We start from the raw sequence: 21,061 nt of genomic DNA on the forward strand, positions 1-21,061 counted from the left end.
AAGATAAGTTTGTTCTTTGATCGGATTTTAATCAATTATTTGCACAAGATCGGCACAATTGCCGCTGAGCATCTGAAAGGTGAAACCGGTATCGAGCTTGATCTCTGCGCAGGATGAGGTGCGTAAATAGGCCGCTTTTCGGGTCAGGTATTCCACTAGATCAGTCAGCGTTGGATTGTGTCCAAAGAGTAGTACATGATTGATATGATCCGGAATAGCATTTATAATGGATAGCAAATGCTTGTACGTACATTCATAAATTGTTTCTTCAATTTGGATATCAAAAGAAGAAGAGCCCATGACATCTAGAAAAATACGTGTTGTCTGGAGTGCGCGATTGGCTGGCGAACTGATCACGATACTGTTTTCATCTAAAGTCAATTTTGCCGACAGCTTAGCCGCAACTTGTTTGGCCTGTTGTATACCGTCGGATGTAAGCGCACGATCAAAATCGTTTATGCCCGGAATAGTTTCGGCTTTTGCATGTCGGATGATATAAAGTTTTTTACTGTTGTCCATGATTAAAATTTTTGATTCTTAATACCAATATAGATAATAACGCTTGTTGTTCCGGTTCATTGTGTTTGCACAATGAGCAGGCTTGCGTATGAATACAAATAATAATACAGTAAGTTTTGAAAAGTATATTACATTATGAATAGTTTTTTTACCTCAAGTGATACGTTTAATATCGTGTCAAAGCAAAAGCATTGTGGTTTTTTTAGTGCCTATAACGGCAAAATGAAAGTCTTGATAACGAATTTTTTAGATTGATTTTGGGTCTTTGTTGTCTTGGTGATTTAAAAAAGAAAATCGTTGTTTTACTTTGATAAAATTATGCTAATTTCGCAGCGAAAAACAAAAATTTGTTTTATCTAGCTATTTGCCGTCAGCTTATTTTATTTATTGAAAAACATCGTTAGCCAAGTCGCATTTTTTTGTTTCTACCGTTTGATATTTACTTATGATTCGTAATTTTTTGATACTTCTCTATGGAAGTATTATTCTCGTGGCTTGCCACCGTCCAGAGGACTTTTTTGCGCAGGATGTTGAAGCTCCTATTTGGACTGTTGAACCCATTGATTCAGTTACTTTTGATAGTGATGAAGGTTTGGTCAATATACATACTGTTGCTGACGCTAATTTTAAAGGCCTAAAAAATGCCAATGATTTTATAGATATCTCGGGTGCAAATGCCAGCTATTGTCATCCGGATGTTCTCTATTTTCCAAATAAGCTGAATGGATACAAGTATTGGATGGTTTTCACGCCTTATTTTGGCGCAGTTGGAACGAATCAAAACTCAAAGAAATTTGAAAATCCAAGTGTTGTTGTATCCAATGATGGTGTTGATTGGGTAAATCCTCCGGGATTGAGCAATCCAATTATCAATGCTCCCTTTCCGACAGAAAGTTTCGGTGAAAACAAGGTTGATCCGATTCAGGGTTTCTGGTCAGATGTGGATTGGATCTACTTAAATAATCAGTTTTATCTTTACTATAGGGGTAGTTTTATCACTGCGCAGGCTTTGAAAGGCAAATGTGTGTTAAGTAATACCAATTTTGATCGATTGAAACAAAATGCACATCGCACTATTGTACAACAAACCTCTACAGATGGTATAAAGTGGTCGAATTTGAATGTCGCCTTTACCAGCAACCCTCCGTTTACGCCCAAAGATGATCATCTATTGTCCCCTTCGTTTATTCATGACGGGAAGGAGTTTTTGAGTTATGAAATTGAGCTGAATTTTAATTCGAAAAATTTTAAAGGTAAAGACCCTTCTTATGTTGTTCGTAGAACATCTACCGATGGCATTAATTTCACAGGGTTTAAAGAAAGCAAAATCATAAATTTTCTAAATAGACCCTGGTTAAAGGAGGGACGAGTGAATTCACCATGGCATATTCAGGCCACATTTGCCGATGGTTATTATTTTCTCTGTATTGCTGTGGGTGATGTGAAACGATATACCGCGGAACTATTGTACGTTGGGTATTCCAAAGATGGATTAAATTTCAAAGTATTACCGAAGCCGCTGTTGAAAAATAATGCCTATAGAAGTTCAATTTTTCCAATGGGCAGCAACGAATCTTTAATTAAAATGGGAGCAATGATCGGTAATAAATCTGGTGAGTTCAGATACCGGGAATTTACATTGAATAAAGACAGGATCGAGAAATCATTAAAATGATTTCAGCATTTAATATATCATTTCTGTTACTATTTTTGTATATTAAAGATTAATGATGGTAAAAAATGGTTGTATGGATTGTCCTCGTCCGGTTGCTGTTTCGGTAGTTATACCGGTATACAATGTCGAAAAATATTTAGACGAGACGATCCAAAGTGTGCTTGATCAGGAATTACAAGATTTCGAAATCATACTCGTTAATGATGGTAGCAGTGATTCTTCGGCTGAAATCTGTCGGAAGTATGCATCATTGGATGCTCGCATTTATTTTTTTGACCAGGAAAATTCGGGCGTTTCTGTCGCTCGAAATAACGGCCTCATTCATGCGAGCGGAGAATATGTCTATTTTTTAGATTCTGATGACAGTATTGAACGCACCTTTTTGTCAGCTTCTTTAGCGATTGCTAAACAGCAAAATTTTGATTTGCTGATTTTGGGGGAGCCTTATTGTTCCCGGGCGCCACGTTTGACTGCTGTACCGACATGCGGTTTGCTGACCAAAAAGACCTTATTGGACACTTATCCCCATATCCGTTTTCCTGAAGGAATTCAGCCCTGCGAGGATGGCTTGTTTTCACATCGTCTCTTTTTGATGACCGATAAGATCGGATTCAATCCGGGCGCAGTATATTTTTATAGACAGCACGAGAATCAAAATCATACGCAAATTAATCGGCAGACGGATCGCTTATTGAAACAGATCCCAATATGGTTAGAACTATTGAAGGAGTTTTATAAGGAACATGATCTTTTTGCTTCAAAAGCCTTAAAACTAGCGCTATTTATCGAACATGAACCTTTTGAGTTTCGCTATTTAAAAATGGCATTCAATGATCTTGAGAAGGAAGAGCTTTTTAAGTTATTGCAAAATTTTATGCAAGAATATATAAGCCCACATCTTACCAAAGCCGATAAAGAAATATTAACGGTGCCTTTTAGCTATTTTGTAGAAGCTCGAGATCATAGGGATTTTGATACGTTTTACGTAGATTATTGTAAAAGGAGGGCTGAAAAATTGAAGCGAGGCTTATTTTGGGTGAGGTTTATTCCAATTGCTGGCCTAAGAAGAAAAGTCCGTCAAAGGATCAGAAATAAGTATCTCGACGTATGAAGATTTTACTAATACAACATTTGTATTTTTTAAATGGAATAGGAGGCACGGAAAAGATATGTTCTACGTTAGCGAACATACTGAGTACAAATGGATATGAAGTGGAGATTGCAACCAATGAAAACATAAAAGGCTCCCCAGTTTTTCCGCTGCATAAGTCGGTGAAAGTGACGAATATCTTTGACGCTAATTTGGAGCAGAAGCTCGAGCTTCCTATTTATAACTATAAGGGGACGAATCCACTTTTATGGTTGAAATACAAGGCCCGCAAAAAATACAGCAAGTGGTATAACCGCCGATTGAAGCAACGGATGGGGGGGGAAGCTAAATTATTTCAATTTAATCTGCGAAAGCGGGCGATTTTATGGAAAGATTATATCGACGGACTAAAGCCGGATTTGATTATTACCATGTCCATTGGCTCACTTCTGGAGATTACTTATGGAAATACACTGTCAATCCCCATTATAGATTCGGTGAATGGAAGACCTGATTACGATTATACCAATGTTCTAGGCGGGAGAAAAGCATATATGGTTGATTTGTTAACCGCTAGTTTCGATCATCTGAATGGTGTTCAGATCTTATTTGATAGCTATCGGGATTTTCTACCGTCTAATTTTTCGGGACAATGCGACGTTATTGCCAATCCAATCCAGCAGGTAGATTCCCGCGATTTAGTTAGGCATGACCGTATCAAGGAAAGATATAAGATTATTCATGTTGGGCGTTTGGATACAGAATGTAAGCAGCAGCATGTTGCCATTGCAATTTTTGCTGGCCTGGCAAACAAATATCCCAATTGGGATTTGGAGTTTTGGGGGACAGGTCCAGACTTTGATCGATTGAATACACAAATTTGTGATCTTGGATTGGCTGAACGGGTTTTTCTGCGTGGATTCACCGAGGATCCTCTGATAAAGATGCGGGATGCGGATATTTTTATTTTCCCCAGCAAATATGAGGGGTTTGGATTAGCCTTAGCAGAAGCCATGTCAATAGGCCTGCCAAGTATTGGCTTTTCCACTTGTTCCGGGGTAAATGAATTGATCAAACATAATCAGAATGGTTTTTTAGCATTGGACGACCGGGAGATGGCCCTGTACCTCGAACAATTGATCATGGACTCTTCGCTACGTTCGAGATTTGGCGTTCAGGGCAACTTGGCAATGGAGGTGTACAGTTTTGAAAATATGGCTAAAGGGTGGTTAAATTTGGTGGAGACCGTCACAAAGCGTTTTCGGGGCGAAGGCGAGATTTAGTTGGTCCGGCAAAGAAAAATTCAAATAGAATGTGGCATTTTCCGAGAATAATTCGTATTATTTATTATAAAAGCAAATGCTGCTTTTTACCTATTCAATAAGAATAAATGCAAACAATAAAGAGAAAGAGAATATTATACTTTATGCCTGAAAATCCTAACAGTTCGAAAGCAGGCAATTTGACTAGGTGTAAGCAATTGTTAACTTATTTTAATACGATAAGTGCAAATTTTGAGATCGATTTTGTATCCTCAATTAATTGGAGAACAGGTGATGAAGCTATTTTTCAATCCGAATTTCCAAATATTAACCTGATTATTTTACCTTTTAAATCTTCCAAAAAAAATAGGATTAGTTATTTCTTTCGTGATAAATTACAAAAAGAGATTAAAAATATCTTCCACTCCAATTTGATTGATCGTGTTTCGCCATCATTTCAAAGAAGATTTGAAAAGGTTTTAAGCGATGATAAGTATGATTACGTTATTATTAGTTATGTTGAATTTGGTAGTTTGGTAAAGAATTTGATAGGATCTTATACAATTTTAGATTCGCATGATTTTCTGACGCTGCAAAATAAGACAAAGGAAAAGGAAAACTTTTCAATGCGTCAATTGGGTAAAATGTTTGGAGCTGAGTTGTCTATGATGACCTCTTTTAATGAGATATGGACATTTTCAATTGAGGAAAAATATATTTTTGAACAGTTTGCAGATAAATTTGTACGATTAATTCCGGTTTCAATGCCATCTCCTGTTATTCAAGAACGCGAAAAGAAGATAGACTTAATTTATGTGGCGAGTGATAATCCACACAATGTATCGAGTATAAAGTGGTTTTTAGAACAAGTATTTCCGCTACTTGCACATGTTGAACTGCATGTGATTGGAAAGATTTGTGCACATATTCCAACCGTGAAAAATGTTATAAAACATGGATTGGTGGATGATCTTGCAGCATATTATGAGCAAGCTAAAGTTGCGATCTGTCCAATGCTTTCAGGGACAGGAATCAAAATAAAGGTTTTGGAAGCATTATCTTTTGGCATTCCGGTTGTAACCAATCAACGTGGTGTCGATGGATTGTTTAATAAATCAGATAATGGATGTCTTATATCGTTAGATGAACAGGCTTTTGCTTCTCATATTATTGAATTGCTCCAGGAGGATGAATTTTATAAGATAAAATCGAATCAAGCCATTGAATATATGAGAAATAATCATACCGTAAAGAAAGAGTATGAAGTCTTGGACGCTGTTTTTAACAATAGATGAATAAATGAAAATCTCTCTAATAATATCTACTTATAACTGGCCGGAGGCGTTGGCATTATGCTTGGAAAGTGTATTGCTTCAGAAGGTTCTTCCTGATGAAATCCTTATCGCTGATGACGGGTCTGGAAAGGAGACAGAGCGAGTTGTGGCAGAATATAAAAGTAAGTTTAATATTCCTTTTATTCATGTATGGCATGAAGATGAGGGGTTTCAGTTGGCGAAAATCAGAAATAAAGCCATTGCTAAAGCCTCATCCGATTATATTGTCCAAATTGATGGTGATTTAATTTTGCATCCCTATTTTATTCGAGATCATCGAAAGTTTGCGCGAAAAGGATCGGTGGTACGCGCCAGCCGTATTTACCTTGATCGGGAATTTTCCGAGAAAAAATTGACGAAGCGTGATACAAAGGTAAATAGATTCGATAAAGGAGTTTCGAACTTATTCAGTGCTTTTCGTTTTCAGTTGTTATGGAAATATTTTGAATTTAATTATAAAAACAAAGGCAACGAGCGTTGGGAGATTCATGGTGCCAATATGGCCTATTGGAGAGAAGATGCCATTCGTGTGAATGGCTATAATGAAGACTTTAAGGGCTGGGGGCCGGAAGATAAAGAATTTGTCGCTAGACTTCTAAATATCAACATCAAAAAACGATTCTTAAAATTCGGCGGCATTGTGTTTCACATCTGGCATGCGATAAATGCAAAAGAGAATTTAGGCAACAACAATTGTTTGTTTGCAAAAACAAAAAAGCTAAATTTGACCTATTGTGATAACGGTATTGATAAATACCTGAAATCATCTGATTAGCACTTACGGTTTTATAGCTATTTTTTGGAAACTTCAATAATTATTACAACGTATAATAGGCCCGATGCATTGGAATTGGTGCTATTGTCTGCATTAAATCAAACAGTTTTGCCGAGTCAAGTTATTGTTGCAGATGACGGTTCTGATGATCGAACAAGACAGCTTGTCCATCGTTATGAGCAGGTTTCTGAAATTCCAATCAGCCATGTTTGGCAGGACGATTGTGGTTTTCGCGTTGCACGTATTCGAAATCAAGCGCTAGCCCAAGTAAAATCACCCTATGTTGTACTTGTCGACGGTGATATCCTTATGGCACCAAATTTTATTGAAGACCATCTAAAACTCGCCAAAGTCGGACATTTTATCCAAGGTGGAAGGGTTTTACTGAATCAAGCATTAACAGCTAAATTGTTAACTGAGTCGAATCAACTAAGGTATCCGAATATGTTTCAGGCGGGATTCGAATCTGGTCGGTTTGAAAAGAGAATAAGTAGTTTTCGTAATCTTCTTTTAGCACGATGGACTGCGAAAAACCTAGCACATAAAAGAAGCAAAGTACGCTCTTGTAATATGTCCTTCTACATGCGCGATGTTCGTGCAGTGAATGGTTTTAATAATCTTTTTGAAGGCTGGGGCCGGGAAGACAGTGAATTTGTGGAACGTTTATTCAATTATGGACTCAAAGGGCAACTAATCAAGTTTGCTGCAATTGGGTATCACTTATATCATAAGGAGGCGTCTAGAAAAGCACTACCACAAAACGATCATTTATTAGAAAAGACAAAATTAGAAAAGCTGACATCCTGTGCTGACGGACTTTCTAGTTTCCTATAGTTATTCATTATCATGGGAATTCCAAAAAATATATTTCAAACATTTAAGGATAATAAGATTCCTTGGCTTACGAAGCTCTATATTCGCTCATTTTTAAAAAAGAATAAGGATTATTCGTATGAGTTCTATGATGATCAACGGGTGAGTGACTTCTTTGCTGAACATTTTGATGAGCGCATTAATAAAGCTTATCATCGTCTTCAGATAGGGGCCGCCAAAGCAGATTTTTTTCGCTATGCTGTTTTATATATATATGGTGGTATTTATATAGATTTAGATAGTGATTTGTTAGTCTCCATCGATAAATATCTAAATAGCGATGACGTTGCGGTAATAACGCATGAGAACAATAGGAGCCTGTATGCACAATGGGCACTTATCTTTGATAAAGGACATCCTTTTTTAAAAAGAACGATGGAGCTGATTGTGGATAATATTGAACAGAATCGATTTCCACATGATGTACATGCGATGACAGGCCCAACAGTTTATACATTAGCGATTAATGAAGTTCTGAAAGAAAATCCGAATGTGGCATATCGCTGCATTGAAGATGATTATAAAGGATTACTGAAATTTAAGTATAAATTAGGTAAACTCATGATTTATAAAGACAAATCTAACCATTGGAAGAAACTACAACTGCGTATTCCTGTTGTAAAACCTGATACAGACTTTTAGGCTTATTTATTTTAAGGGAGAGTTATTTTTACTTATTTTTGAGGAAAAAGCATTGCACATCGATGAATTTCAAAAGAATCTTTTTGCGAAATAAAAATAATAAGATTTACTATTATATTAAAGCAATTCTTAGGGAGCTAGTTCCTGATAGTCTTTTTCAAGCCCAACTGACAAAGCGTTTAGATAGCACTTATTATCGCAAAAATGCCACATATATTGATGATAGGGTAAATTATTACAATAAGTTGGAACGGCTTGAGCCTTTAGATCAGGACGCCATTGAAATAGGCAAATATCGCGTACCAGAACGCATACGCGTTTATTATTTCGACAGTAAGGAATATTTAAGGTTTTTTAACCCCAAATTGCGGTTCAGTATTTTGCCCGGTGATATCATTCATATTCCCTCACATCCGACTTTACTCAAGAGCCGACCTATTCATGGTAATAATAGCAATGCAGTAGTCTTAAATTTGGATAAAGCAAGACATTTTAATTTTCTTCAGGATGACGTGTCTTTTGATAAAAAAATAGATATGTTGGTCGGAAGGAGCGGTTTTGGACAGATTCATCGAAGTCGATTCTACCAATTGTATTATGATCATCCATTGTGCAATATCAAAAAGGCTAATCGATCTTCCGATAAGGATTATTTATCCATCGCCGGGCACCTTGATTATAAATTTATTTTGGCGCTTGAGGGAAACGATGTTGCGACAAATTTGAAGTGGATTATGTCCTCTAATTCTATTGCGGTCATGCCTATGCCGAAATATGAGACTTGGTTTATGGAAGGACGCCTAATTCCAGATGTTCATTTTATTTGTATTAAAGATGATTATTCTGATTTGGAGGAAAAATTACGGTATTTTATGGCAGATGATCATGCGGCTAGGAGGATCGTAAAAAATGCACACGAATATATTGCTCAGTTTAAAAATAAAAAAATAGAGGATATAATCGCATTAAAAGTCTTGGATAAATATTTTACGCATACCGTTCAGCCTAAATTACAATAAGGACTGATAACAGTTTATGAGTTCTGATGCAATTTTTTCATCATTAAATTTTTGCACATAGTGACGTCCTTGTGAAATCATCCTTGCACTGGTTTGAGAGTCGCTCAGAATACGTTTGATCGCTAGATTTATTTCGTCTACATTTGAAGGGTCGACATAACAAGACGATGGTCCACCAGCTTCTGGAAATACGCCCGAATTGGTTGTAATGACAGGAGTACCAGCATATAAGGCTTCGATGATAGGGATACCAAAGCCTTCAAAGATAGAAGGGTATATAAAAATTGATGCCATCGAATAAATAGTCGATAGTTCTTCAATAGTAAACCCTTGTTTTATAATGACTTTTCTTTCCAATTTGTTGGCTATAATATATCTGTTAATCTCCTCAAGATAGGGCGTTTTCTTACCAATTATTAATAATGGGATATCGATATCCTGAATAGCTTTTACAATTTGTAAAACATTTTTTCGTTTTTCAATTGAACCCACATTTAACAGAAAGTCTTTGGGTAAATTATATTTTAACCTTAATTTGTCCTGCTCGTCGTCACTTTTTGGAACCTTGAAAGCCGGATGGCAACCCTGATAGATAACCTCGATCTTATGTTCGGGAATTGCATAGTAATCGATGATATCTGATTTAGTCTGTTCACTAATTGCAATAATTTTATCCGCGTGATTAACCGCTAATTGGAATTTCTTGTTGTATATCCAACGATCGATGGGTTTATAGAGTTCGGGATAGCGTAAGAAGATTAAATCATGTATCGTGACAACAGATTTAATTCCACGGGCTTTTAAGCCCCTTGGTATTTCTCCTGTAAGCCCGTGAAAGAGTTCTACACCGTCATTAAGCAGGTCAGATGCTATTCCAAAGCTTCGCCAAAGTGCGGGAAAAGCGCGGTTAAATGTGCTTTTGGGGAGACGAATTTTTTCTTCGATAAGCGCCTTCTTCGAAAGATCATTATCGTCCAATCTTGGTGTATACTTCAAATAAGTATTGTCCGGATAATATTGTTCCAGTATACGGACAAGGTCCCGACTATAATTGCCTAAGCCTGTTCGATTGAGAAAATATCGTTTAGCGTCAAATCCAATTGTTATCATGCTTGACCCGGTTTAGCTTTCTTTAAAAATGTGTTCAAATTTACTTAATACCAAATCCCAATTATAATATTTAGAAACATATTCTTTAGCTTTTGCCGCAATGATGTTCTTATCTGTATTTGGATCTTGCAAATATGTGATAATGGAACTTAGGGAGTTGAAGGAATCATAACAGAATACAGCTCCACTTTTGCGTTCATGTTCGACCATGACATCACACTTTTTGTTACCAATGACTGGTTTCCCTAAATGGAGCGCTTCTAATGTCAATAGTGATAAACTCTCAGCGAGTGAGGGATTAATAATGGCAAAGCTTTGTAGCATTAGCGCTTTTTTTTCTTCCTCGCTTACAAAACCAGTATAGATGATATCAGGATCTTGCTGAACATCCATGGTATTTTCTCCTGTAAGTACAAGCTGCAAGTCGATCTGTTTTTCCGATTTTAATTTCAGAAAATAGGCCATAAAATTGTTGATTTTCACTGGTGTAATGCGACCACAATAAAGTAAGTATGGTGATTTGATCTGATATTTGGCACTGATGGTTGTCGCAGCTGCTAAGTCATCTATTTGATTGACGCCTATGCCAACAATTGTATTTTTTGCCAGCGAATTTCTGAAAATTTCTAAACACATTTCTTTTTCACTTTCTGTATTAAAGGCAATATGATTGACTTTTGAAAATAAAAGTGTGTTGATACTTCTAAATAACATGCTCTCCATATGTGCAGTGGGAATCAGAATAGACTTCTCTGGTACAAGGAGTGATCCCAATATGGTTAGTGGGTTTTCGTAAGTAAAGAAAATGAATTTGTCGAAATCGTGTTGGAATTCCCTAATATAGTTAAGTAATGAAGACGAATAAAATGGATGTCCTTCCAAATAGGTTGATTCATCATCAACTTTGAATTTCCAAACAGGAAATAAGGAGAAAATAGGCTTTGCTAATCCCCAGCGATAGATCAATCGGCGTATCTTCCGGGCGATTTTACTTTTCTTTTCGGAACGCAAATTTTTATCGGTCACGAACCTCGTCACAGGTATTCCCTGTATAATTTCTAGGCCCGGAGTGAAATCTTCCGCTGGTTTATTTAAAAACTTAATAGTGGTGGTTAATACTGTCACGTCATGCTTTGCTGATAATCGTTCAGCTAGCATTCTACAATGGAATTCGGCTCCACCGGTGATATCCAATCCGTATCGAATGGTTATTAACCCTATCTTCATCCTATTGCTCTTATTTTTTCAATCACCATTTCCGGTGTAATTAAATCAATTGCTTCTATCCCATCACAATCACAGGGCTTGTTGCCGTACACTGAACTCGGTCTATTGGGGTGTTCAACTTGGATGCAATCTGTTAGCTGCTGCCCGTAACCGGTGAATCCAGCATAAGGATGCGTTGCTCCCCACAAAGAAAGACACCTTACACCCATCAACGATGCCATATGAAGTCCCGAAGAGTCCATACTGATCATGAGATCTAGATTTGAAATCAAATCCAGTTCTTCCCGCAGCGAAAGCTTGCCTATGGTATTATAGGTGTTGGGAAATCGCTCCGTCCAGTTTTGCGCAATCTGGAATTCCTGTTCACCACCGCCAAACAACAAAACATCATAGCCATTGTGTGTCAATATCTCTATCACATTTTCCATCTTGGTTTGCGGAAAAATCTTATAACGATGTTGCGCAAATGGGGCAATGCCAATTTTCTTTCGATCGAAATTCGCGAACATACTAAATGCAGCTTTGGGTACATCCTGCAAATTAAGAACCAATTTATTGCTGAGTTCAAATTTGAAACCTAATGCGCGAAATACATCTGCATAGCGCTCGACCGTTAGCTTTAAAGGAACCTTAATTTTGTTGTTTTCGCGGGTTAAGGCTTTTTTTTCAGCCCTGCCTTTGTCAAGTTGTCTTATTTTTACACCCGATAAGGAAAATAAAAGATCGACTACGCGGGAGCGTAAATTGAAATGTAAGTCCGCTACAGCATCTGCGCCGTATTGAGCCAGTTCTTTTTTTAGCTTGACTAATCCAAAAAAACCTTTATGAATTGTTTTGGGCTCAATCGCGTGAAAGCGTATGTTTTTAATCCCATCAAAAAATGGCGCAAAGAATTTTCTGCTGACCATAATAATTTCTACATCAGGATATTGAACGCAAAATTCTTTTAATACGGAAGCGACCATGGCAACATCGCCCATAGCTGAAAATCGGGTTACTATGATCCGTTGCGGTAAGGACATGTTTTATTTTCCTGATGAATATAGGACAGGGTTCAATGCCGGATCGTTATACATTTTCATCTGTTTATAGACTTTCATGTATTTATCACCTGATGCGATGGCGCTCATCAATTCATCAATACTTTGGGATAAATCTTTTCGTTGTTCCAATAAAACGTTTAGTTTTTCCTGGCAGGAAATGATGTGTGCTTCGGAAGCATCTGTGCGTAATGTTTCCTGTTCCATGTGGTAGATTTTTAATGCCAGAATGGAAAGTCTATCAATAGCCCATGCCGGACTTTCAGTATTGATTGTCGCTGTAGAACTCGCCTGTATATCTTGAAATTTTTGCAGAAAATAACTATCAATGTACTCGACGGTATCTGTGCGGTACTGATTGGATTCATCGATACGTCTTTTCCAATATAAGCCTTCTTGAGGTTCAATAGCGGGATTACGCACAACATCTTCCATATGCCATTGGACGGTATCAATCCAGCATTTTAAATAGAGGAGATGTTCCAGAGATTGTTTGTCATACGGATTTTGGATTGGATGATCAATCTGATCGTATACGTGGTAATCCTGGATAGCACGCTGAAAAATTGGATTTGCTATTGCACTAATCATGTTACAAATATAAAATATATTATGGAGTTATTCTTACTATTCAACGCAGACATTAAGGGAATGAATTGGACGATAAACTTATTAAAATGAAAGAAGTTTCCTGTTTTCTAGAATGCCGAAAGTAATAAATCGGGAAAGATACCTAAGATCAACACGGCCACGGTACATAAGATTCCAATACACAAGAGTAGCACATTGAATTTAACCGCTGGAGATCCCGTATTTTCCCTTAGAAACGCATTCAGTGGTATCTTAAAATAATAAAATAGGGAGATGACAGATGTCAATGCACCCACTAGGAGTAATGCCAGCAAACTAAAGGATTGGAAGTTTTGGTATTGCTCGAATACTTTGGAAAAGACCAAAAGTTTCCCAACAAAACCCGCAGTAGGAGGTAGGCCGACCAAAGCGATTAAAACAATCGAAAAGGAAGTAAACAATAAGGGAAATTGCTTTCCTAAGCCACGATAAGATTCAATCGTGGTATTTCCTAAACTAGCTTCCAAGGCATCAATAAAGATAAATACAGCAATATTCATCAGCGCGTATATGGAAAGGTAAAATAAGAGCACATTTGATTCCTTATTTTGATAAACCAATACAGCCATAAGGAGTATACCCGTATGCCCAATGGAAGAGTAGGCCATCATCCTTTTGGCATCCTGTTGACGCAAAGCGGCTAAATTACCAATCAGCATGGTTGCGATGGCGATCGCAATGATCACATAAGTCAGAAAATCGCTGAAATAAAAGGAGACATTGAGCCATGCGGAGAATATCTTGGACAAAAGAACAACGACCGCAATTTTGGGTACAGTAGCAAGATAGGTGGTAATCACTGTTGGGGCACCTTGATAAACATCCGGGCTCCAGACATGAAAGGGAAAAAAACTGAGTTTGAATCCAATACCTGTCAGCAAAAATAATAAAGCAATGCTGATCATAATCTGAGGTGCTTCCATCAAGCCGGCAATGTGGCTTGGTGCATCAAAATTCAGGTTTCCCGTGAAACCGTATAGTAAAGACAAGCCATAGAGCATAACGGCGGCACAAATGGATCCAAACAGGACATATTTTAAAGCAGCTTCCGATTGAACCTTTGTGGAAGAAAAATAGCCAACCATAATATAGGAGCTGATCGAAACAGTCTCCACAGCGATAAAGATCATCAGCCAGTTACTCGTCATCGTCAGCAGGTTCAGGCCAAGGGTTGCGGCCAATAGCACGGCGTATAGGTCGCCTAAGGGACGGTCTTGCTGCCGTTGTTGGATGAAGATACAGATGAGCATTGTCGACAACAGCATAATCAAACGTGCAGCTACAGCAAATGCATCAATATGGATCATATCAAAGAAGCCTGTTGCCTCGACCTTACTGAGTCCCTGGCCCACAAGGTAACAACCACTGAGCAATAGCCCAATGAGGGTGATGACAAAAGAGGTATGCTTCCAGTGTTTGTCAATAAAAAGACTAGCGAGGATAGTACCAATAAAAGTGACGATCAATGTCAGTTCGGGCTTAAAATAAGGAACGCTTACGATAATCTGATCGATGAAAGAACTGATATATGGACTAAATGCAAGCATGCTGAATTAGATAAATTGTTGGATAAAACTCACGAGATTCAGAACACTGGCATTTAGGTTGTTAAATACTAATGCCGGCATAATTCCAAGTAATAGCGCAAGCGCTAGGGTAGGAAATAAGATCACTTGTTCCCGTAAATTGACGTCTGTAAGTGCATTACTCCAGGAGTCTCCGCCTTTTAAGCGAATTTGTCCAAAGAACATGCGTTGCAGTGTCCAAAGTAAATAGGCTGCACTTAATAGGATACCTATGGATCCCGCTAGTGCCATCCAGCGCGGTAATCCAGTTCCTATACTCGCGGCATTGAAGGAACCGATAATGACAAAGGCTTCGCCAATAAAAGCTGAAAAGCCGGGCAGGCCTAGGGACGCAAAAAATGCGACAGCGACATAACCTGTGTATTTGGGCATAATTTGAGCTAGGCCACGGAAACTATAGATATTTCTGTCGTGTACACGGTCATAGACCACGCCGACAAGGAAAAAGAGTGCCGCAGATAAGAATCCATGCGAAATCATCTGAAACATGGCGCCAGAAATACCTTCTGCAGTCAGCGATGCAACACCAAGCAGCACAAAGCCCATATGTGAAACCGATGAATAGGCAATCATTCGTTTCAGGTCTTTTTGTGATAAGGCATTCAAAGCCCCATAAATAATGGAAACAACACCGATTAACCCAAGCCACCAATTGGATAAGGCTGCCATATCGGGAAAGATGCTGTAACAGATACGGATGATACCGTAACCACCAATTTTGAGGAGAATACCGGCAAGAATAATAGATACTGGTGTTGGCGCTTCAACGTGCGCATCCGGTAGCCAAGTATGTAGCGGAACAATGGGTACTTTAATGGCAAAGGCAAAGAAGAGCACAATGAAACCGACCAGACGAGCGGAAATGCCCAAAATCTCCTGATAACCTTCCCAGCCGAAAATAGAACCCTCAAGATAATTCTGTGGATTCATCATATAGATCATGTTGAAGGTATGTGCTCCAGTCAAGGGGTTGATTACTGAAAAATACAATCCGACGATAATCAACAACATAAATACAGACCCGAATAGGGTATATAAAAAGAATTTTATAGCTGCATATTCGCGTCTTGCACCCCCCCAGATACCGATCAAGAAGTAGAGTGGCAGTAACATGACTTCATAAAACAAATAGAATAGGAAGAAATCCAATGCGCAGAAAATCCCCATAACGGCCATATTAAGTACCATGAGCAAGGCAAAATATCCCTTCGGACTTTTCTGAATATTCCAGGAGGCACCTATAGCCATCAGCATAACGAATGCACTCAGCAATAACAAGGGCATGGAGATCCCGTCAATACCAATAAGATAATCAATTTCTAGTTTTCCTATTGATCCTAAATCTAACCGGATCCAGGAAAGCTGTTCAACAAATTGATAGCCCGCTAGATCTTGGACTCCTGTTTTGCTTGCATCAAATTGTGCATAACATATTCCGGCCAGTACAAATTGTATTGCTGTGAATGCTAAAGCAATATATTTGTAACTCGATTTATAGCGTGTTGGTAAGGCGAGAATGAGCGCCGTAGCCAATAGCGGTAAAAATATCAATAAGGATAGAATAGGCATTTCCTAAAAAAATATAAGATAAATTAAACCAAGTAAAACTAATAAAAAGACGGAATACAATGCTGTCTGTATCTTTCCATTTTGGACCAAGCGAACTTGATTGCCTGTCCAATAGGCTACAGTAGCAACCGTATTAACAAAACCATCTACAATATATTTATCTATCCACACACTTAGCTGTGAGAGGGATAAGACGATAAACTGAATCAAAGAAACGAAAGCGTCAACGATGTGACGATCAAACCAATAACAGAACTGCGCTAATTTTAATATGCCATTCACAAAGACTGCTTTGTAAAATTCGTTGATATAACCCTGGTTGAAAGCGGCTTTTAATGCCTGGCTAGCGGGGTTTAACGGGTATTTATTTTGTACATACCATTTCCAGCCGATGATCCAGCCAATAACCGAACCAAGGAGCAGTATTGCAGGGATAATAAGGTGTGCACTATGGCTTGGTGCAAAAGCATATTCATCCAATAAAAGGCCGTCCATCAACCAGGAATCATGATAAGAAAACGGATTGAATGAGAATACCGGGAATAGACAGAATAGTCCCAAAACAAACATGGGGATCAACATGGTCTTTGGGGCTTCATGTAGTGGATGATCCAGTAGTTTGCCCTGAAGCTGTTTCAACAGTCTGAACTCTCCAAAAAAGGCTTTAAAGAGCAGACGACCGATGTAGAAAGCCGTTAAAATACTTACTAGAATTAAAATCGCGGGTATGATAAGGTATAAGTTACCTTTTGAAAGAGCCCATTCAAAGGAAGAGATGACGATACTGTCTTTGGATAGATAACCTGAAGTCAAAGGGAATCCTGCAAGTGCTAGCGAAGCTATACACATCAGCACGAAGGTTTTTGGCAAATATTGACGTAGCCCGCCCATATTCCGTAAATCCTGCGGATCAAAGTCCAATTGGCTATGTGCTTTGAGATGGGCCATTTCATGAATGACAGCTCCTGCAGAAAGAAACAACAGGCACTTAAAGAAGGCATGCGTAGTCAGATGAAATAAAGCAGCATCCCATGTTCCAATGCCAATGCCAACCATCATAAAACCAAGCTGCGATATGGTCGAAAAAGCAAGAATACGTTTGATGTCGTATTGGCCAAGTGCGAAGTATGCGGCCAAAGCAGCGGTTATTGTACCGATGATGGCAATAAATAATAAGGCAGATTCATTAAATAATGGAAATACAGTAGCCAAAAGGAATACACCTGCAGCAACCATGGTCGCGGCGTGAATCAATGAGGATACGGATGTAGGACCTTCCATGGCGTCAGGAAGCCATACATGTAATGGAAATTGTGCAGATTTAGCCATCGCTGCCAAGAAAAAGGCTAATCCTGCAATGGTAAGCCAAATCTGAGGTAAGCTATTGACTGGAGATATCCATAATCCTTGGGCGATTGTGGATTGATAAATTAAGCCATTGTCTCCAAAGAGATCGATTAAATTGAGGGTTTTGAACTGTGTAAATAGGATCGCAAGCCCAATTAGAAAACCGAGGTCGCCGATGCGATTGACCAAAAATGCTTTTTTATTGGCTTGTACAGCTGTTTCACGTGTGAACCAGAAGCCGATGAGGAGATACGATGCAAAACCGACTAATTCCCAAAAAACATACATCAATAGGAGGCTGTCCATAATAACCAATCCCAACATCGCAAAACAGAATAAGCTGAGATACATCCAATAGCGGTGAATACCTGAATCGCCATGCATATAGGCCCTGGAGTATATATGTACGGGTAGGGCAATGGTCGGTACCAAAAAAAGCATCAACGTGCTCAAATTGTTCAGCAGGATACCAACTTTAAATGCTGTTTCACCAATAGTGAACCAGCTTACTTGCATTGATACTGCCGGATTATTCCATATAGAGAACCAGGTCAATCCACCAGCGATAAAACTGAGGATAATAGCCGTGAGAGAAACTAGGCCCGACTGATCGCGTTTGCCTGCTATTGCTTGATATAGGAATGCCACAAATGGCGCTGCCAAGGTAAACAGTGCGGTCAGAAGGGGCGATATGTGAACAAATTGATCCAATGCTTATTTGTCTTTTAATTGGTTTATCTCATCCGGATTAATGGTTTTGTAATGCCGATAGACATTTAATACAATAGCCAATCCAACAGCGACTGCAGCCGCTGCGAGAACAATGGCAAATAATGCGAAAATTTGCCCACCATAACTGACCTTGTCGTATTTTCCAAAAGCAACAAAGTTCAGGATGGCGGCATTGATCATCAATTCAATACCCACCAGAATCATGATCGCATTTTTCTTGGAAAGTACAGTATAAAGACCAATGCAAAAGATGCAGGCACTGACAACTAAGAAATGCGTCAGCGTAATCATATTGTACGCTCCTTTCTGGATAGATGTGAGGCTCCGATCAAGGCCATCATCAAAAACACGGATATAATTTCAAATGGTAAAACGTAAAAGGTCATAAAACGTAAACCAATCTGATGAATGTTATTATCTGTTGCGACAATCTCGGTGTTATTTTCCCTAGCTTGTAAAATCCACGCAGATGGTGCTTGTTGCCATTCAACAATGCCGTATAGCATAAGCAATAGAAAGCCAAGTACGATGGGAACCGTCTGCCACTTAGGCATGGTTAAGAATGAACCGCTGCTATCCTGAAGGTCTTTCAGGAGTTCTTTGTTGGAGAGCATAAAGGCAAATAACATCAATATGAGCACGCCTCCGACATACACCATAATTTGCGTGATAGCTACAAAATCGGCTAAAGCAAATAAGTAGAGTCCTGCCATAGCAAATAACACAATAAAAAACAGGAACAATGCACGCGCGATATTTTTAAGATTGACCAGTAAAAGTGCTGAACCGATTGCTAGGGTAGCAAAGGCGTAGAATAAAATACTTTCCATCTTTTATTTTTGCTTTGCTGCCTCCTTTTCAGCTTGAAACTTGGTCCACTCTGCTTTGCGCTGTGCGACCTCACTATCGGTCATATCTGAAAAACCATAGATAAGATCGGTCAGTTTTTGAGAACTGCGGTCATATTCATTGGTCATGGTAATACATTCCGTCGGACATACCACAGTACAAAGGCCACAGTACATACATTTGGCCATATCAATATTGAATTTGGCCGGATATAGTCTTTTAACGCTGCCATCGGAAGTTTTTCCAATCGCTTCCGGTGATTTGATGGCTTCGATTTCGATGCAGTCGACAGGACAAGCCTTTGCGCATAGATCACATACAATACAGTCCTCGATATCGACTTGCAATTGATAGCGGGCAACTTCGGGGATTGGCATTTTTTCACGCGGGTATTGTACGGTGACAATACCTTCTTGTTGATCAAAGTAATTGTCTTTCTTGATATTCAATTCTGTTCGCGAACGTCGGGCACCAAACAAGTGCTTAACAGTCAAAGATAAACCCTTGATTGCCGTACGAAATGCATGCGAAGCTGTTTTAAATATCATATCCTATGCTATAACTAAAATTCGCCAAATTGCAGAGATGGCCATACAAAGAAAAGCCAGCGGTGTCAATACTTTCCAACATAAACTCATCAGCTGGTCTGCACGTAACCGTGGTAATGTCCATCGAATCCACATTTGGATACCAACAATAAATAATGATTTGGCTAATGTCCAAAATATTCCCCACACTAAACCTGTGGTCCAATCGGCCAAGCGTATTGCACCTATGTTTGGTAATGGTGTATTCCAAGCGCCTAAGAAGAGAACAACTCCCAACATCGATACCAAAAACATCATGGCATACTCGGCCAAAAAGATAAAGGCAAATTGTATGCCCCCATATTCTGTATGGAAACCACCAACTAATTCAGATTCGGCTTCCGGGATATCAAAGGGTGCACGATTACACTCGGCAAGGGTAGCAATAAAGAATATGATGTAGGTAATAATCAAATGTGGGGCCTGAAAGATGTTCCAGGCGAAAAGGCCTCCGATCTCATTGACTTCCCAAAAACCAAAGAATTTAATGCTTCCATGAGTTAGAATTCCTTGTCCAATAGCAATTTCATTCAAATTTAGGGTCTGGGTTAGCATCACTACAGCAATCAGCGAAAGGCCTACCGGTATTTCATAGGATACCATCTGTGCAATGGCACGCATGGAACCCAATAAAGAATATTTGTTGTTAGATCCCCAACCTGCCATTAAAATGCCCAAAGCATCAATGGAGATGATGGCCATAATAAAGAACAAGCCTGTATGTGTATCCGCTGGGATAAAATCTTTGGCCCAGGGAATAACGGCAAAACCTGTAAATACAGCAACGAAAATAACGATAGGAGCAACTCTAAAGAGTATTTTATCGGCCGATGAGGGGGTAATTAATTCTTTTTGTAATAATTTGAGAATGTCGGCAATCGTTTGGAGACTGCCATACTTTCCTGTTTCCATCGGTCCTAGACGATCTTGTACAAATCCCGCGATCTTACGCTCGGCATATACTGCAAATAAGGTAAAGGCTGCTATAAAAGTGAAAATAGCAATGGGAACCAAGATATGTAGTATTGTTTCTAACAAGTCTTATTTATAATGATTTTTAATAAGAGACCAATGAATACGCAAACTTAACGAAAAACAGGGAATTTAGATAAGGAAAAATTAAAATATACTTAACAAGTAGATTATCGTGACAATAACGTAACGACGGTGCATCCTATAGTGTTCGAGTGGGTGG

General features: G+C 38.7%; 20 protein-coding genes. 8 read left to right on the forward strand and 12 right to left on the reverse strand.

The window, feature by feature from the left end; translation table 11 throughout:
- Positions 1 to 27: 27 nt before the first annotated feature.
- Positions 28 to 519, reverse strand: a complete 492-nt coding sequence (locus tag B3H30_RS08180) for a SixA phosphatase family protein (RefSeq protein WP_286709656.1) — start codon at positions 517 to 519, stop codon at positions 28 to 30.
- A gap of 445 nt (positions 520 to 964) precedes the next feature.
- Here B3H30_RS08180 and B3H30_RS08185 point away from each other — a divergent pair, with 445 nt between their 5' ends.
- The 8 genes from B3H30_RS08185 to B3H30_RS08220 all read left to right on the forward strand — a co-directional run bounded on the left by B3H30_RS08185 (position 965) and on the right by B3H30_RS08220 (position 9,189).
- On the forward strand, positions 965 to 2,194 hold the full coding sequence (locus tag B3H30_RS08185) for a hypothetical protein (RefSeq protein ID WP_070561257.1): 1,230 nt from the start codon (positions 965 to 967) through the stop codon (positions 2,192 to 2,194).
- A 52-nt stretch (positions 2,195 to 2,246) separates the two neighbouring features.
- The gene (locus B3H30_RS08190) at positions 2,247 to 3,305 is read left to right on the forward strand and encodes a glycosyltransferase family 2 protein (RefSeq protein WP_286833886.1); all 1,059 of its coding nucleotides are present in this window, start codon (positions 2,247 to 2,249) and stop codon (positions 3,303 to 3,305) included.
- Positions 3,302 to 4,567 (forward strand): glycosyltransferase, encoded by a 1,266-nt coding sequence (locus B3H30_RS08195; protein WP_070561256.1) that lies wholly within the window; start codon positions 3,302 to 3,304, stop codon positions 4,565 to 4,567. The genes B3H30_RS08190 and B3H30_RS08195 overlap by 4 nt, the downstream gene beginning before the upstream one ends.
- Positions 4,568 to 4,710: 143 nt before the next feature.
- Entirely contained in the window at positions 4,711 to 5,841 is a 1,131-nt protein-coding gene (locus B3H30_RS08200) for a glycosyltransferase (protein ID WP_070561255.1), read from the forward strand.
- 4 nt (positions 5,842 to 5,845) lie between these two features.
- A complete protein-coding gene (locus B3H30_RS08205) occupies positions 5,846 to 6,655 on the forward strand; it encodes a glycosyltransferase family 2 protein (protein ID WP_083295763.1) in 810 nt (269 codons plus the stop codon).
- Positions 6,656 to 6,679: 24 nt separating this feature from the next.
- A complete protein-coding gene (locus tag B3H30_RS08210) occupies positions 6,680 to 7,489 on the forward strand; it encodes a glycosyltransferase family 2 protein (RefSeq protein ID WP_070561254.1) in 810 nt (269 codons plus the stop codon).
- Between the two features lie 12 nt (positions 7,490 to 7,501).
- Entirely contained in the window at positions 7,502 to 8,170 is a 669-nt protein-coding gene (locus B3H30_RS08215) for a glycosyltransferase family 32 protein (RefSeq protein ID WP_070561253.1), read from the forward strand.
- Between the two features lie 62 nt (positions 8,171 to 8,232).
- A complete protein-coding gene (locus B3H30_RS08220; protein WP_070561252.1) occupies positions 8,233 to 9,189 on the forward strand; it encodes a glycosyl transferase family 90 in 957 nt (318 codons plus the stop codon).
- Here the strand turns inward: B3H30_RS08220 and B3H30_RS08225 are convergent.
- The 11 genes from B3H30_RS08225 to nuoH form a co-directional block, all read right to left on the reverse strand.
- Entirely contained in the window at positions 9,181 to 10,299 is a 1,119-nt protein-coding gene (locus B3H30_RS08225; protein ID WP_254667639.1) for a glycosyltransferase family 4 protein, read from the reverse strand. The genes B3H30_RS08220 and B3H30_RS08225 overlap by 9 nt on opposite strands.
- Before the next feature lie 12 nt (positions 10,300 to 10,311).
- Positions 10,312 to 11,526, reverse strand: a complete 1,215-nt coding sequence (locus B3H30_RS08230) for a glycosyltransferase family 4 protein (RefSeq protein WP_070561251.1) — start codon at positions 11,524 to 11,526, stop codon at positions 10,312 to 10,314.
- Complete coding sequence (locus B3H30_RS08235; RefSeq protein ID WP_070561250.1) at positions 11,523 to 12,548, reverse strand: glycosyltransferase family 9 protein; 1,026 nt, start codon at positions 12,546 to 12,548, stop codon at positions 11,523 to 11,525. Before B3H30_RS08235 ends, B3H30_RS08230 begins: the two co-directional genes overlap by 4 nt.
- Before the next feature lie 3 nt (positions 12,549 to 12,551).
- A complete protein-coding gene (locus B3H30_RS08240) occupies positions 12,552 to 13,157 on the reverse strand; it encodes a DUF4254 domain-containing protein (RefSeq protein ID WP_070561249.1) in 606 nt (201 codons plus the stop codon).
- Positions 13,158 to 13,264: 107 nt separating this feature from the next.
- Complete coding sequence (locus B3H30_RS08245; RefSeq protein ID WP_070561248.1) at positions 13,265 to 14,743, reverse strand: NADH-quinone oxidoreductase subunit N; 1,479 nt, start codon at positions 14,741 to 14,743, stop codon at positions 13,265 to 13,267.
- A 6-nt stretch (positions 14,744 to 14,749) separates the two neighbouring features.
- Positions 14,750 to 16,351 (reverse strand): complex I subunit 4 family protein, encoded by a 1,602-nt coding sequence (locus B3H30_RS08250; RefSeq protein ID WP_070561247.1) that lies wholly within the window; start codon positions 16,349 to 16,351, stop codon positions 14,750 to 14,752.
- A 3-nt stretch (positions 16,352 to 16,354) separates the two neighbouring features.
- Positions 16,355 to 18,409, reverse strand: coding sequence for an NADH-quinone oxidoreductase subunit L (locus tag B3H30_RS08255; RefSeq protein WP_070561246.1), 2,055 nt, complete (start codon positions 18,407 to 18,409; stop codon positions 16,355 to 16,357).
- A 3-nt stretch (positions 18,410 to 18,412) separates the two neighbouring features.
- The gene (gene nuoK / locus B3H30_RS08260; protein WP_046672767.1) at positions 18,413 to 18,721 is read right to left on the reverse strand and encodes an NADH-quinone oxidoreductase subunit NuoK; all 309 of its coding nucleotides are present in this window, start codon (positions 18,719 to 18,721) and stop codon (positions 18,413 to 18,415) included.
- Positions 18,718 to 19,260, reverse strand: a complete 543-nt coding sequence (locus B3H30_RS08265) for an NADH-quinone oxidoreductase subunit J (RefSeq protein ID WP_070561245.1) — start codon at positions 19,258 to 19,260, stop codon at positions 18,718 to 18,720. The genes nuoK and B3H30_RS08265 overlap by 4 nt, the downstream gene beginning before the upstream one ends.
- Positions 19,261 to 19,263: 3 nt before the next feature.
- On the reverse strand, positions 19,264 to 19,827 hold the full coding sequence (locus B3H30_RS08270) for a NuoI/complex I 23 kDa subunit family protein (protein ID WP_046672765.1): 564 nt from the start codon (positions 19,825 to 19,827) through the stop codon (positions 19,264 to 19,266).
- A gap of 3 nt (positions 19,828 to 19,830) precedes the next feature.
- The gene (nuoH, locus tag B3H30_RS08275; RefSeq protein ID WP_046672764.1) at positions 19,831 to 20,904 is read right to left on the reverse strand and encodes an NADH-quinone oxidoreductase subunit NuoH; all 1,074 of its coding nucleotides are present in this window, start codon (positions 20,902 to 20,904) and stop codon (positions 19,831 to 19,833) included.
- Positions 20,905 to 21,061 lie beyond the last annotated feature (157 nt).

The organism is Sphingobacterium sp. UBA7038 (assembly GCF_002494055.1).
Classification (GTDB): domain Bacteria; phylum Bacteroidota; class Bacteroidia; order Sphingobacteriales; family Sphingobacteriaceae; genus Sphingobacterium; species Sphingobacterium multivorum.

Bases quoted from the DNA above. Each gene is read 5' to 3' on its own strand.
- B3H30_RS08180 (WP_286709656.1), bottom strand. From the start codon at position 519: ATGGACAACAGTAAAAAACTTTATATCATCCGACATGCAAAAGCCGAA.
- B3H30_RS08185 (WP_070561257.1), top strand. From the start codon at position 965: ATGATTCGTAATTTTTTGATACTTCTCTATGGAAGTATTATTCTCGTG.
- B3H30_RS08190 (WP_286833886.1), top strand. From the start codon at position 2,247: ATGATGGTAAAAAATGGTTGTATGGATTGTCCTCGTCCGGTTGCTGTT.
- B3H30_RS08195 (WP_070561256.1), top strand. From the start codon at position 3,302: ATGAAGATTTTACTAATACAACATTTGTATTTTTTAAATGGAATAGGA.
- B3H30_RS08200 (WP_070561255.1), top strand. From the start codon at position 4,711: ATGCCTGAAAATCCTAACAGTTCGAAAGCAGGCAATTTGACTAGGTGT.
- B3H30_RS08205 (WP_083295763.1), top strand. From the start codon at position 5,846: ATGAAAATCTCTCTAATAATATCTACTTATAACTGGCCGGAGGCGTTG.
- B3H30_RS08215 (WP_070561253.1), top strand. From the start codon at position 7,502: ATGGGAATTCCAAAAAATATATTTCAAACATTTAAGGATAATAAGATT.
- B3H30_RS08220 (WP_070561252.1), top strand. From the start codon at position 8,233: ATGAATTTCAAAAGAATCTTTTTGCGAAATAAAAATAATAAGATTTAC.
- B3H30_RS08225 (WP_254667639.1), bottom strand. From the start codon at position 10,299: ATGATAACAATTGGATTTGACGCTAAACGATATTTTCTCAATCGAACA.
- B3H30_RS08230 (WP_070561251.1), bottom strand. From the start codon at position 11,526: ATGAAGATAGGGTTAATAACCATTCGATACGGATTGGATATCACCGGT.
- B3H30_RS08235 (WP_070561250.1), bottom strand. From the start codon at position 12,548: ATGTCCTTACCGCAACGGATCATAGTAACCCGATTTTCAGCTATGGGC.
- B3H30_RS08240 (WP_070561249.1), bottom strand. From the start codon at position 13,157: ATGATTAGTGCAATAGCAAATCCAATTTTTCAGCGTGCTATCCAGGAT.
- B3H30_RS08245 (WP_070561248.1), bottom strand. From the start codon at position 14,743: ATGCTTGCATTTAGTCCATATATCAGTTCTTTCATCGATCAGATTATC.
- B3H30_RS08250 (WP_070561247.1), bottom strand. From the start codon at position 16,351: ATGCCTATTCTATCCTTATTGATATTTTTACCGCTATTGGCTACGGCG.
- nuoK (WP_046672767.1), bottom strand. From the start codon at position 18,721: ATGATTACGCTGACGCATTTCTTAGTTGTCAGTGCCTGCATCTTTTGC.
- B3H30_RS08265 (WP_070561245.1), bottom strand. From the start codon at position 19,260: ATGGAAAGTATTTTATTCTACGCCTTTGCTACCCTAGCAATCGGTTCA.
- B3H30_RS08270 (WP_046672765.1), bottom strand. From the start codon at position 19,827: ATGATATTTAAAACAGCTTCGCATGCATTTCGTACGGCAATCAAGGGT.